At 43.2% G+C, this 12,485-nt stretch carries 13 protein-coding genes; 8 read left to right on the top strand and 5 right to left on the bottom strand.

Translation table 11 applies throughout. The features are described 5' to 3' along the window. Positions 1-16 precede the first annotated feature (16 nt). On the bottom strand, positions 17-805 hold the full coding sequence (locus ACXAD4_RS19730; RefSeq protein ID WP_475243595.1) for a phosphoribosylglycinamide formyltransferase: 789 nt from the start codon (positions 803-805) through the stop codon (positions 17-19). Positions 806-1,176: 371 nt separating this feature from the next. On the opposite strand from ACXAD4_RS19730, the gene ACXAD4_RS19725 reads away from it, so the two are divergent. Next, positions 1,177-1,506, top strand: a complete 330-nt coding sequence (locus ACXAD4_RS19725; protein ID WP_475243593.1) for a hypothetical protein — start codon at positions 1,177-1,179, stop codon at positions 1,504-1,506. A gap of 50 nt (positions 1,507-1,556) precedes the next feature. On the opposite strand, the gene ACXAD4_RS19720 is transcribed toward ACXAD4_RS19725, so the two are convergent. From ACXAD4_RS19720 to ACXAD4_RS19710, 3 genes are all read right to left on the bottom strand, one after another. Then, complete coding sequence (locus ACXAD4_RS19720; protein WP_475243592.1) at positions 1,557-1,916, bottom strand: HopJ type III effector protein; 360 nt, start codon at positions 1,914-1,916, stop codon at positions 1,557-1,559. A gap of 70 nt (positions 1,917-1,986) precedes the next feature. Beyond that, complete coding sequence (locus tag ACXAD4_RS19715) at positions 1,987-2,385, bottom strand: DUF2750 domain-containing protein (RefSeq protein WP_475243590.1); 399 nt, start codon at positions 2,383-2,385, stop codon at positions 1,987-1,989. A 124-nt stretch (positions 2,386-2,509) separates the two neighbouring features. Next, positions 2,510-3,544 (bottom strand): transporter, encoded by a 1,035-nt coding sequence (locus ACXAD4_RS19710; protein ID WP_475243588.1) that lies wholly within the window; start codon positions 3,542-3,544, stop codon positions 2,510-2,512. A gap of 431 nt (positions 3,545-3,975) precedes the next feature. Between ACXAD4_RS19710 and ACXAD4_RS19705 the strand changes: the two genes are divergently transcribed. The 7 genes from ACXAD4_RS19705 to ACXAD4_RS19675 all read left to right on the top strand — a co-directional run bounded on the left by ACXAD4_RS19705 (position 3,976) and on the right by ACXAD4_RS19675 (position 10,718). Next, on the top strand, positions 3,976-4,572 hold the full coding sequence (locus ACXAD4_RS19705) for a hypothetical protein (protein ID WP_475243587.1): 597 nt from the start codon (positions 3,976-3,978) through the stop codon (positions 4,570-4,572). Positions 4,573-4,617: 45 nt separating this feature from the next. Beyond that, positions 4,618-4,953, top strand: a complete 336-nt coding sequence (locus ACXAD4_RS19700; protein ID WP_475243586.1) for a carbon storage regulator — start codon at positions 4,618-4,620, stop codon at positions 4,951-4,953. A 174-nt stretch (positions 4,954-5,127) separates the two neighbouring features. Beyond that, positions 5,128-5,694: a hypothetical protein gene (locus ACXAD4_RS19695; RefSeq protein ID WP_475243585.1), complete on the top strand. Its 567-nt coding sequence runs from the start codon at positions 5,128-5,130 to the stop codon at positions 5,692-5,694. Positions 5,695-5,773: 79 nt separating this feature from the next. Beyond that, positions 5,774-6,448 (top strand): C39 family peptidase, encoded by a 675-nt coding sequence (locus tag ACXAD4_RS19690; RefSeq protein ID WP_475243584.1) that lies wholly within the window; start codon positions 5,774-5,776, stop codon positions 6,446-6,448. Between the two features lie 8 nt (positions 6,449-6,456). Further along, positions 6,457-6,966, top strand: a complete 510-nt coding sequence (locus ACXAD4_RS19685) for a hypothetical protein (RefSeq protein WP_475243582.1) — start codon at positions 6,457-6,459, stop codon at positions 6,964-6,966. 297 nt (positions 6,967-7,263) lie between these two features. Continuing rightward, positions 7,264-8,607, top strand: coding sequence for a VpsR-related response regulator (locus tag ACXAD4_RS19680; protein ID WP_475243580.1), 1,344 nt, complete (start codon positions 7,264-7,266; stop codon positions 8,605-8,607). Positions 8,608-8,831: 224 nt separating this feature from the next. After that, entirely contained in the window at positions 8,832-10,718 is a 1,887-nt protein-coding gene (locus tag ACXAD4_RS19675) for a methyl-accepting chemotaxis protein (protein WP_475243578.1), read from the top strand. A gap of 5 nt (positions 10,719-10,723) precedes the next feature. On the opposite strand, the gene norR is transcribed toward ACXAD4_RS19675, so the two are convergent. After that, positions 10,724-12,316, bottom strand: a complete 1,593-nt coding sequence (gene norR / locus ACXAD4_RS19670; protein WP_475243577.1) for a nitric oxide reductase transcriptional regulator NorR — start codon at positions 12,314-12,316, stop codon at positions 10,724-10,726. Positions 12,317-12,485 lie beyond the last annotated feature (169 nt).

Here is a 12,485-nt window from a genome sequence, read left to right as displayed (position 1 = left end):
GGAAAATTATTTTCTATTAACTTGCCATGGCAAGCGGTTCAGGCTGTAAGTACTGGTGCCAGGCTTGCTGATACATTTGCTGTGATTGCTTACGCAATGCTTTGACTTTGGCCACTTCGATATCATTCAAGTCACGCTGCTCAATGTTTGCTTGGCGCTCTATGTGCTGAATTGATTCGTAAATGTCATGTTCTGGGCCACTTTTGATCTCGGCAATGCTATCGAGGTGAAGTTGTACTTCTGCAATTAAGCCTGATTGAGGAAGCTGAACCAACATTTTTAAGTCACGGTAACCAGAAGATGCTGGCTGCTTGAAGCGGTTCTTAGTTTCTACGATAGTGCTCTCACGGCTAAGGTGGTTAAATGCGTCGACTAAAGAAGAGATATTATTGGCAACCAGTGTCCCGCGGGCGAGATCAGTCAGTTTTTCGGGTTGACCATTGAGTTCGGTGGCGATTTTTTGCTCTGCGCGTTGGCGAGACTTAATACCCGGAATAATAGGCTTAGCTTCAGTGTGAAGGCTGACTTGAGTCAGTAGTTGCTCCAGTTCTTGCTGGGCAGAATGAGCGTGATGGTATAGCTCTTCGAAGTTGTGGTAAGGCTGGCTCAAAGTCTCTTGACGGAAGCTAGGTATTGAAAATAAACCGCTTAGTGAGCGTTGGAAGTTATCCTTGGTGTCTTGTGTTGGGGATGGAAGCTTAAACTCCGAATCAGTAAATTGTGGTACTGCCGCATTGGCAACGGGGCCACGTCCGAAAACACATAACAGAACAAAACAAGTTCTGAACAAAGACTTCGCGATCATTGGATCTCCTTGGTATCACCGCTCTAACTTCAAGCGGTACACGTAAGATATCTGGGCGAAGCCTGGGTTTTCAATATGAACCAAGACGAAAAGTGGGTGGCAAATTATCATCCTGTGACGCGCTTCCCAATCAACAGATTTGCAATGTGATCGAGGCCAAAAATAGGAAGTTATCCTTTTAAGGGCCGTACGGCTGCAAAGTGAGTTCACTATCACACTTGATTATTTTGTATCCAATAAGAGCCTTGTCTATAGCTTATAAATTCTCGCTGAACCTGCATCTTGTAGTAGCTTGGGTATATAGGGAAGAATTACGCTGAGTTTGCACAAAGTGGTAGAATGCGTTGTTGGTGTTAATTAAGAGATGAGTGATGCAACAAAATTTAATGATTATCTTTGCGGCGATTTGGCTGGCAATGGCGGCAGGCAGTTATATGCTGTTTCAAAGAGGGACAGATGTTGCAAGAAAGCGTCGGCTGTGGCCGATATACACCATTGCTAGCAATGTGGTGATCGGCGCAGTGATTGTTTATTTGCAACCACCTCTGGCTATGATGCTGGGATTATTGGCGTTTATGGTTCCACTTACTTGGTTGACGATTCGCTCAACCAAGTTTTGTGATGGATGCGGAAACCCATCACGCTCTCCATTTTTTATGAACCCGCCAGAGAAGTGCTCTCATTGCCAGAGAAAACTGTAATTTAAGAGCACATTTACCTTGGATACCTTGGGTATATCTAGCCCAATTTCCTAAGCGCAGGCCCTTTCAATCAGTGGGGCCTTATCAAATTGAATACCTTGCCAGCCGTATTTCATAAAATGGCGAATATTCTGGTGGTCATTGCCGTCGGGATTTTGAAGAACATCAATACGGTAGTAGTCACCAAAGCAGGCGAGGGTTTCAGCTTCAGAGAGCTTATTGAGTTGCGCAAATCCAAAGATCCGGCATGATCCTTCATTTGTGCCGGCGTCATTGACCAGAGTATCGTTACCTAATCCATTAGTGAACGGAACCGGGTGGTATGTGTAGTTCCTCTCAATAGCACTCATTACTTCAGGAAATGAGACTGAATCTGGCTGGGATTTAAGCTTAGCGAGAAGCGCTTCCATGGCTAATATCCTTCAAGTGAGGGGCGAAATTACGATATCGCCCCCGAGTTATTGGTTGCTATTGGTTGGCTTAGCGGTTACCTGACTTTTTTGCTTGCTGTTTTAGTTCAAAATCCAGCTCATCAGGGAAAACCACAAGACCATCTTCATCCTGGTTTGGGAAAATAACGATAGCAAGTTCATCGTCTTCAAGGCCGACTGTCCAGCGGCTGTGCCATTTATTGAGGGAAATAGCTTCTGCTTTGCAATTATCCCACTCACCTGTTGCCCATGACTCGGCAAATTCTTTATTTGGCCATACAGGTACACAGTCTTCGTCATCGGTATTGAGCATGACACAACCATGTTCATCCGTCAGAATCCAGATCTCGCGGTTGCTCACCACTTCTTTCACCAAATACTTGTAGCGCTTTTCAGCGTCATAGCCTTGAATTTGTTCGATTTGGCTTGGATCTAATGGCGTCGACATTCTTATTTTCCTGTTACACATAGTAGTAGCGACATAGCATAGAGGAAAATTAGACTTTAGTCATGGAAATAGCCTTACCCGTATAGGGTAAGGCTATTTAATGAAAGGCAGTTTAACTAAAAGGTTAGCGCAAGGTATAAGGGACTCGAACTGTTAGCTGGAAATCAGGAGCATCAGCCGTCAAACCTGCACTCACACCAACGTTCAATGTAGTTTCGGGGTTGATGGCATAGTTAGCACCCATAGAGATCGAATCAAGTTGAAGTAGCTTAGCATCCGATGGTGTTGAGCCATCCACTTTTGATTTCAAAATGGTTTTGTGGCTAAGACCTAAACTGAATGAAAATTTAGGGTTAACCGCAAAACCCATACCGGCACTGAAACCAATGGTATCGCCAAGGTCGATTTCATTGCGGATACTCTCACCATCAATTTCTGAAGTGACATCATCTTTAATGTTCCAGATGTAACTGAGGTTGGCATAGATAACGGCAGGATCCATCGGCATGATCATAGTGACACTGGGTTCGATACTTGGGAAGCCAGAACCTGTTGGCAGCTCTTCGAAGCCAAAGGTAGTATCAACAGGCACATCGTATGGCGAAGTCCCCGTGGTGGTTTTGAAACGTAAACCAGCAATCCAGTAAGGCGCCGTTTCCATATTGATTTGATATTTGAAGGCAGCCTCAATATCACCAAGATCACTGCTGTCGAAGGTTCGTGTTTCAGAACCGTCACTGCCTGAGTTTATGCTTCTACGTGAAATCGAATCATAGCGGTAAACCCAGGGGATTCGAGCTTCTACCTCAAGTCGATTGGTAATACCGTAGCGGCCGGTAAGCCCAAACGTCAGGGTGGTTCTATCCGTATCATTTGCCTCGATAAGTCCAACGATCAGTGACGGCAGAACCGTATAGCCCACTACAGATACTGTGTTAGAAGAGTTCTGCGTAAAAGATAAGCTGGTATCAAGTACAAATGAGCCCTTAGGTGTTAGAACACCAGGTAGATCGGGGTCAAGGAGATCGCCGAAGGTTTGCACTCGTTTAGGCTTTTCACTTGGTTGCGATGAGTTGGTTGCTTGATCGGTTTCTGCTGCAACCGCCCCAGATATCAAAGCAAGAAGCGCGATAAAGCTTTTGTCATTGAAAATACTCACGATTTCCTCACTTAATTTACTTAGCTTACCCATAAGTAATATTGTGGTTATTGCTTTTATTTAGCTACGAGGTAAAAAACTGATAGCTATGGATAAGAAAATCATAGTAGAGGTGAGAATTATATGGTACTTAAGAATCTTATTCTCGGTCTTACTAATGAGAATATATATTTTAATTCTTCAAATTGAGAAAATGATATTGTTGTTGATAAAATGAAGCAGCATTCTAATTATTGAAAAAATGAGAATTAATTTCATATTTTTTACGTTATAAACACTAGGAATTAAAAGGAAAAGTTCAGAATAAAAAGCACAAAAAATTATTAAAAATAATACAGGAACTTTTCTTGCCAACACTATAGTTAAGTTATCTCGCGAACACGGCGAGTGATTATAAGAAAATAACTACTAAATATATTTGGAGTATGACCATGCGTAAAACACACATCGCACTTTTAGTAGCAGTTGTTAGCTCTCCACTTGCGCTAGCGAATAGTTATGACCCATACAATCCATATAACCCATACAACCCGTATGATGATGGTAATGATAAAACAATTACTGACTCTTACAATACTGACCTTGATAAAACACTGACTTTAGATGTTGATAAAGAGTACACCATTAAAGACTCTTACAACGAAGATAATGACACTCTTAAAATGAAAGACGTCAATAACTCTTACAGCAAAGAGTGGACAGATAACAGCATGAATGACTACAGCCAGGATATCGATATTACTGAGCTGCAGACCTACCATGTTGCCAAATCTGAACTGCATGGTTACGTAACTTACTCTGATGTTGAGTACGGCGGTGCTTGCTGTGAGCATAGCTATGACCCATACGGCGGTTACGGTGGCTACGGTTCAGGCGGTGACGCTGGATCTTTGACAGTTAATCATACCAATGACATGAGTGGTGCTTTCTCTGGTGCTTCTGGTATCAACATTGCGGGTCAGAACGCAGGTAACAACTCTTTGGTACAGCAGAGTGCTAGCACCAATGCGGTATTGGCTGGTAATTAATACATACATAACTGAGAGCTGCTTTGCAGCTCTCAGGAGGATGTCATGAAATATTTAACACTGATGGTGGCGACATTTATAACACTTAGTGCAGCAGCTACTGATGAGTTGGATATTCTAGCAAGTTCTGAAGTTTTGACTGAAGACTTTATGACCCAGTCTCGTGGTGGAGAATACGAACTGGAGAGTGAAAGCCTCCAAGCAAGTTCAGAAATGTATGGCGATGTTACAGGTAATAGTGCGTACAACAATATCACTGGGGATAATATTATTGATGGCGGTGCCTTAAGTAATTCTTCAGGGGTTTATAATATCGTACAAAACACCGGTAGTAATGTATTAATTCAAAATGCAACCGTGATAAACCTGACATTGAAGTAATTGTTAGTCTATCTTTGCTGGCAGGAAATTGTCAGCAATTAAACCAAACTATTATCTTTGGTTTCGCAGGGCGTAACAAAAATGCTTCTGGTTTATAAAGATTTATTTATGTGAGATTAGTCTTGACCAAACGGACTTGTAAAACTATTACAAATACAAATTTGGAGTAAAATCATGCGTAAAACTAAAATTATGCTGTTAGCAGCGCTAGTCGCAACCCCTTTCGCAATGGCAAACGATTATGATTACGGTGGTTATAGCGATTTTGATGATGTAACCATTGAAGGGAGCTTCAACGAAACTAAGACTTTGAATGCTGATGCAACAGTAAATAAAACGTATACCGAAGATTATGTCGGTAACGAAGATAACGACAAACTACTGATGTACAACGTAGGTAACACTTATGATGTTGACCTAGAAGACAACTCTCAAAATGACTGGTCTGAAGTTTCAAAGGGTCATCATGAGTGGGATGAACTGTTAGCTGAATCTTTGGTTGACGGCGCAGTTATGGGTAACACAGTGACTTATGGTGGTGCTTGCTGTCAGGGTAAAGCAGGTGATGTCTATGTAGACCACGCGAATACAATGCATAGTGGTTACCAAGCGGCTTCTGGTATCAATATTGCTGGTCAGAACGTGGGTAACAACTCAATGGTACAACAAACTACAAGTACAAATGCAGCGCTTGTTGGCTCAGGTGGAGCAAGCCTTCCTGGTGGCGGCGGCTCATACTAAGATTTAAGGGCCGAAAGGCCCTTTCTTGCTTTGCCCTGGAGTAGATATCGTAAATGCATTGTTTGATAGGCGTTAGCGTATGAAGAAATCAATTATCATGCTTATCAGCGTATTAGCATCATCAAGCATACACGCCCTAGACTATTTTCCGAGTCGAGGGGGATATAATGTTCAAGTTAAAAGCTACCAAGAGCAGTTATTTGGTGATGTATTCAGGCAGCAATACGATTTCAGTTGTGGTTCTGCAGCTGTAGCCTCATTGCTGACTTATCATTACGATATTGAATCCCAAGAGAATACCATTTTTGAATTTATGTTTAAGCATGGGGACAAAGAGCAGATAGAGAAGCAAGGTTTTTCGATGTTAGATATGAAAAACTACATGAATTCTGTTGGTCTCGATGCAAATGGCTACAATATTCCTCTAGAAAAATTCCATGATCTACGAATTCCTGCCATAACCATAGTGAACTTTGATGGCTATATGCATTTTGTCGTCATCAAAGGAATGAACCAGGAAAATGTCATTCTTGGTGACCCTTCTAGAGGAACATTATTGATTCCCATTAAAGACTTCAAGCAAGTCTATAAAGGAACGGTATTGCTGGTAAAAAACCGAGTCGAACAAGGGCGAGGAAGTTTTATCACAGCAGATAATTATAATATATATAATCCATCACCCGTGTCAGAGGCTGTTGTAAGAGACTCACTATCAACGTTTAGTATTACTCTGCCTGGTAGTAATGATTATTAGAGGCTAGTATGAAAAGGTTAACACGGTTAATTGTCGCATCGACTATAGGAGCTTCTGCTCTTATTACGCATGCATCTATTGGTTTTCTTAGTATCGATGACTTGGGATTGACAACCCTTTCTGATGATGAAATGTCCACACTCAGGGGCGGTTTTGTATCTATTAACGACAATATAATTAATATTGGTCTGTCTGTGACAACAGAAGTTAATGGTGAAACTGTTTTAAACACACATATTGCCGACTTTACTATCAGTAATGGTATTTTGACCAGCAATGATGGAATGCGGACCTATGACTATGATGACCCATTAAAGGTTATTAGTGTCGGTGAAAATAATATTGCCAACATAGGGTCATCGCAGGATGCTATAGGTACTGTGGTGCAAAATTCAGCTGATAATACTTCAATTAAAGTTGAAACCGTGCTGGATATAGATGCAGATATAGAAGGTTTTAACAGGCAGAACTTGTTCAACAATAGGTTGGAGCATGCCATTTTACATAACGGCTATTAACCCTGTTGCAATACATTTTTTGCGGTTTGGTACTTTTTTGTCATCAAAAGCATTGTTTTTTTAACAATGCTTTTTTTTATTTCCTGTAATCCTGTTGTCTTTAAGAAAAAGTTCAATTTTTTTCTTAACATTTTTATACCTGTAACCTATTGATAAGATGGTAAGTTATTGCTCTGTTCCTACTGTTGCAATTCACATACTTAATTTTCTTAGATTTGAAACGCCTCACAACACAAAAATGTCACCTATATTTTCAATACAAACACAATAAATATAAGTTGATAGAAGGTGACTTCGATGGTGACTCAAAGTCAAAATAAATCAATAGATGGTCGTTTAGTAGCACTGGGATGTAACTACGAACCTTGGATTGCGCTTTTAGAACAATCTGGATGGAAAACCCACTGTTGTTATGATTTACGTACGGTTGATTCAATTTTGGAAGAATACAGTCCGTGTATCTGTGTTGTTGATTTAAGCAATAATGATTTTAGCTTAAACAGCATTTCATTGAGGGCAAATAAAACCAAACAAGTGAAGTGGATTGCAATTATTAAGAAGGAACAGCTTAAAACTGATGCAATCTGTCAATTTATCAATAACTTCTGCGTTGACTACTTTACCGTTCCAATTCCAAGCAGCCACCTTCTGAGCACCATTGGTCATCAGCTTGGTATGCTAGAAATCGAATCCAGCTCATGGGTTGAGATTACCTCACAGCATGACATGGGCTTGTACGGTGAATCTAAATCAATCAAGCAGCTCAGAGACATGGTACGTCGGGTAGCCATGACTGAAGTGAATGTTTTCCTCACCGGGGAAAATGGCACAGGCAAAGAGCTGATTGCAAAATCCATCCATAATCTATCAAAACGTAAGAATACGCCGTTCATTGCAGTTAACTGCGCGTCTATAAACCGTGAAGATGAAAATATGGCTTTGCTTGATGGTAGTTACCGCCAGGAAGATGGTACACCATTCAACGGTACCTTGATGTTGGATAACGTTGATGAGCTTTGCAAAGAGATGCAAGAAGAGCTGTTGACCTACCTTCAATCACCTAGCAGTGACAGTTTGGAAGGGGAAGCTTCTGGAGATGTGCGTATCATCGCCTCCACCAGTGCTGATTTGGATGCAGCAGTAGCAAGCGGCACATTCAGTAAAGAATTATTCTATCGCTTGAATGTGTTCCATATCAAAGTGCCAACATTGCGTGAGCGTGGTTCTGACATCTTTTTGCTAGCGGAAACCTTCTTGACCAAGTTTGCCCGTGAATACAGCACAATGGCATCGTCATTCTCTGAAGACTCAAAGCAATTACTGTTACGCTATAGCTGGCCTGGTAATGTGCGCGAGTTGATTAACCAAGTTAAGCGTGCAGCCTTACTTGCCGAAGGTAACGAAGTGAAGGCTGAGCATTTTGATTTACCGAGTAAATCGAACTTGAAACAGAGTTTGCGTAATATTAAAGACGAAGCCGAAAAAGATGTTTTGGTTGCGGTGCTTGAAACCCATCGTGGACAAGTTGCCTCAGCGGCAAAAGATCTCGGCGTTTCACGAGCTACCATGTATCGCTTGCTGAATAAGCACAATATCGTCCCTGATGTACGTCATTATAACAATGGTTATGCCAGAGATTGATAAAGAACTCATTAACTTTTAAGGGCCCCGAAAGGGGCCTTTTTATTGTGAGGCGTATAGTTATTCACTTGATAAATATATACCCAAGCTCGTAATTAAAGTGTTCTTCTATAAGCGTATTAGACTGAAAAATGCTAGTAAGTGATATTCATACTGAGATAAAAATGTAATAATTCGAGCCGTGAATTAAATAGAGCAATAATGCGAATAATAAAAGGAAACTGATGTTTAGTTTATCTCTACGGCAAAAGCTGGCTGTCTCGGCCAGTATCGCTATTATCCTCGGTGGTGCATTGGTCACTGTTCTTTCTTTCGTTTCGTCTCTCAATCGGTTGGATGAAGATCTAAATGCCAGGCTTCGCGGAGTTGCTGTAGCTTACAATGAATACGTTGTTGATTGGTTGGACTCGAAAGCCATGGCGCTATCGGCTTTTCCACAAGATATCGATACTCAAGATATTCCAGCCCATCTTCGTCAGGTAAAGAATTCAGCAGGCTTTGATAATGTCTTCTTGGCTTTTACGGATGGTTCCCAGGTGAATGCCAATCAAGTGTTGCTACCTGAAGGCAATAACGATCCCCGTCAATGGCACTGGTACCAGCATGCAATTGGACAAAACGGTAAAGTGACCGTTGAAAACCCGACAGTTGCGGCAGCAACGGGTGCTAGCGTGGTATCTATGGGTAAAGCCGTGAATGTGCAGGGCAACCAAGCGGTGCTTGGCGCGGATGTAGAGATCAAGAATATTATCAGTCAGTTGGATAACGTGGTACTGCCGGGTTCAGGCTACATGTTTATAGCCAATGACCAAGGTAATATTTTTGCGCACGCTGATACTTCACTGTTGAACCAGCCAACCAATTATAAAGACAGTGATTTAACCGACCGCCTGCTGGCTCGTTTGGCTAAAGGCCGCCATGTCGAGCGTGTCGATATCAATGGCACAGATAGTTACCTGTATGTCGCGCCAATTGCAGGCAAGCCATTGCAAACGGTGATTGTGATTGATGCCAAATCGGTATTGGACCCACTATACAGTACTTTGTATGAGCAGATGTTTTTGACAATTCTGGTCGTTGTTGTCTGTGCATTCTTGTTTAACTTACTGTGCATGTACTTGTTTAAGCCGCTGCAGCAGGTGTCTTCGGCTTTGGGTGTGATTGCACAGGGGGGCGGTGATCTAACCCAGCGAATTAATATTGATACTCAAGATGAAGTGGGTGATTTGGCACGAAATTTCAATCAGTTCGTGGCAAGCCTTCAAACATTGATCCGTCATGTGCGCCATCAGGGTGAAGAGTTAGGCGAAAGTGCATCACAAAGTGAGTCTCGTGCTGATAAGCAAGCGATGGAGCTCCAGCGTCAGCAAGATGAAATCACCATGGTAGCAACGGCAGTCACTGAAATGGCGTCTGCTACGCAGGAAATCGCCTCACATGCTGAGCAAACCGCACGAGCTGCACAGGATTCCACCTCTCATACCAACAGTGGCCGAGAACTGGTTATCCAAAGCCGCCATTCGATTTCGAACTTGGCCAATGAGGTGAATGAAGCATCTACAGTGATTAGCCAGCTAAATGAGCATGCTCAGGGTATCAATAGTATCTTGTCGACGATTCAAGGTATTGCTGAGCAGACGAACCTGTTGGCATTGAATGCAGCGATCGAGGCTGCGCGTGCAGGTGAGCAGGGCAGAGGTTTTGCGGTGGTTGCCGATGAAGTACGCGTCCTTTCACAGCGCACTCATACTTCGACAGAGGAGATCCAGAGCATGATCGCAACCTTGCAGCAAATCACTACCAAAGCGGTAGATCTGATGGAGACCAGCTCCAAGTTAGCCCAGTGTACCGTTGAGGATGCAGACGAAGCCAATGTGGCACTGGAGCAAATCAATGCTTCGGTTGCGATGATCAGCGATATGGCCACTCAGATAGCGACCGCCGCCGAAGAGCAAACCCATGTGACTGATGAAATCACTCAAAACACCACCACGATTAAGGATGTGAGTGATCAGCTAACTGAAGATGCCCATCAAGCCCGCCAGCAAGCTGAGAGCCTAAGCCAGCAAGCGGCAAGCTTGAATGATAAGGTATCCACCTTCATCGTCTAATGGTGTTACTTTAGACCGAGGCGCCTGGCTAGACGGTGGAGGTTTCCAGCGTCTAGTTCAAGCTCTCTGGCTGTTGCCGCCCAGTTCTGGTTGTTACGTTGATAGCAGTCATCGATAAACAGGTACTGAAAGCGGTTGGTGGCATCTTTAAGCCCAATATTGGTATCCACTAATATTGGGCTTTTTCCATGCTGTTCGGTTGAGCTATGAGTCTCAGTGCTGGTGGAAGCTAATGCAGTCTCCCCATGAGATTCGATGTGGAAATCAAAATGCTGGGGTTGGAGTTCAATGAAGTCCAAGTTGTTTGATTCTGCCCTTGCCACCACAGATGCCCGGTTGATGGCATGCTCAAGCTCCCGGACATTGCCCGGCCATGAATAGGCTCCGAGCTGTGTAACTGCCTCATGACTCAAGCGCATGGATTGAATGCCAAGCTTGCCTTTACAACGCTCCATGAAAAAACCTGCTAAAAGCAGTATATCGTTCTCACGCTCTCTTAGTGGTGGAGCCATAATGGGAAACACACTCAAGCGGTGGTAGAGATCGGCCCTGAATTTACCTTCTTTCACTTCCTCATGTAGCAAGCGGTTTGTGGCTGCCACAATTCGGGTATTCACTTTCAATACGCTATCGTCACCAACGCGTTGCAGATCGCCATATTGTAAGACTCGCAAAAGCTTCGCTTGCAAAGCGAGGGGCAGTTCACCTACCTCATCAAGAAATAGGGTACCGCCATCTGCCATTTCAAATTTTCCTTTTCGATCGCTGATAGCGCCGGTAAACGCCCCTTTCACATGACCGAATAACTCGCTTTCGGCGACTGACTCTGGCAGTGCAGCACAGTTGAGGTAAACCAGCGGCTGTTGACTTCGGTGGGAAGCTTGGTGGATGGATGCGGCGATAAGCTCTTTACCCACGCCAGTTTCCCCTGTGACTAATACTGTTAGTTCGGTCGCAGCCACGGCTTGGATGTGATTTCTGAGCTCCTCCATGGCCTTTGACTTACCGATCATTTCCACTTTGCCAACCTGAGGTAGTTTACCAGCTTGGAAGTTGGTTGTGCCTTGAGATGTTGGCATGTTCACCACTTGGCTTTCCAGCCTTTCCATCAGGAGTGCAGTATGCAAACTTGCTGCAGCGAGAGCACTGATCACCCTGAGCTCATCATCACTAAATTGGTCAAACTGGTGAGGGTCAAAACCATCTATGGTCAATGCACCAATGAGTGACTCGTTAGCGAGAAGTGGGAGGCCAATACACGCATGAACATGGAGGTTCCCTTGATGGCTGGGAATTAGCCCGTCATATGGATCGGGCAGATCACTGTCATGAGGAAAGCGGACAATATCACCGGCTCTGGCGATGGCTTCTAAGCGTGGGTGTTCATCAATATGAAATTGACGTCCAAGCACTTCTTCATAAAGTCCGTTAATCGCCAGCGGGGAAAAGTGTTGGTCTCGGAATGCGAGTAGGGCCGATGAGTCACAACCAAAAAGAGATTTAATTACAGAGAGTAATCGATCAAACCTGTCTTGGCTGGAAATGCCTTGGGTGAGATCCAATGCAAGCTGGGTTAATTCCTTGGGCGTGTTCTTCATATTAGTAGCGCTTTTTTAATTGAGACATTGTCATTATGACATTTAATTGTTTTTTTGACAGTAATTTTAAGTTGTCAAAATGACATCTATATTGTGGGGGGATATTATTAAATCCATATAAATCAGCAATTTAAAAAGTTGGCACGGTCGATGCTATACCTTAATCAGA

This window comes from Photobacterium sp. AWH4_225 (genome assembly GCF_056158405.1).
The sequence above is the reverse complement of the archived record's forward strand: the minus strand, read 5'-3'. Positions and strand labels throughout refer to the sequence as shown.

Coding starts and splice junctions, on each gene's coding strand:
- ACXAD4_RS19700 (WP_475243586.1), top strand. CDS start 4,618: ATGAAATATTTAACACTGATGGTGGCGACATTTATAACACTTAGTGCA.
- ACXAD4_RS19685 (WP_475243582.1), top strand. CDS start 6,457: ATGAAAAGGTTAACACGGTTAATTGTCGCATCGACTATAGGAGCTTCT.
- ACXAD4_RS19675 (WP_475243578.1), top strand. CDS start 8,832: ATGTTTAGTTTATCTCTACGGCAAAAGCTGGCTGTCTCGGCCAGTATC.
- ACXAD4_RS19725 (WP_475243593.1), top strand. CDS start 1,177: ATGCAACAAAATTTAATGATTATCTTTGCGGCGATTTGGCTGGCAATG.
- ACXAD4_RS19730 (WP_475243595.1), bottom strand. CDS start 805: ATGATCGCGAAGTCTTTGTTCAGAACTTGTTTTGTTCTGTTATGTGTT.
- ACXAD4_RS19720 (WP_475243592.1), bottom strand. CDS start 1,916: ATGGAAGCGCTTCTCGCTAAGCTTAAATCCCAGCCAGATTCAGTCTCA.
- ACXAD4_RS19680 (WP_475243580.1), top strand. CDS start 7,264: ATGGTGACTCAAAGTCAAAATAAATCAATAGATGGTCGTTTAGTAGCA.
- ACXAD4_RS19695 (WP_475243585.1), top strand. CDS start 5,128: ATGCGTAAAACTAAAATTATGCTGTTAGCAGCGCTAGTCGCAACCCCT.
- ACXAD4_RS19715 (WP_475243590.1), bottom strand. CDS start 2,385: ATGTCGACGCCATTAGATCCAAGCCAAATCGAACAAATTCAAGGCTAT.
- norR (WP_475243577.1), bottom strand. CDS start 12,316: ATGAAGAACACGCCCAAGGAATTAACCCAGCTTGCATTGGATCTCACC.
- ACXAD4_RS19705 (WP_475243587.1), top strand. CDS start 3,976: ATGCGTAAAACACACATCGCACTTTTAGTAGCAGTTGTTAGCTCTCCA.
- ACXAD4_RS19690 (WP_475243584.1), top strand. CDS start 5,774: ATGAAGAAATCAATTATCATGCTTATCAGCGTATTAGCATCATCAAGC.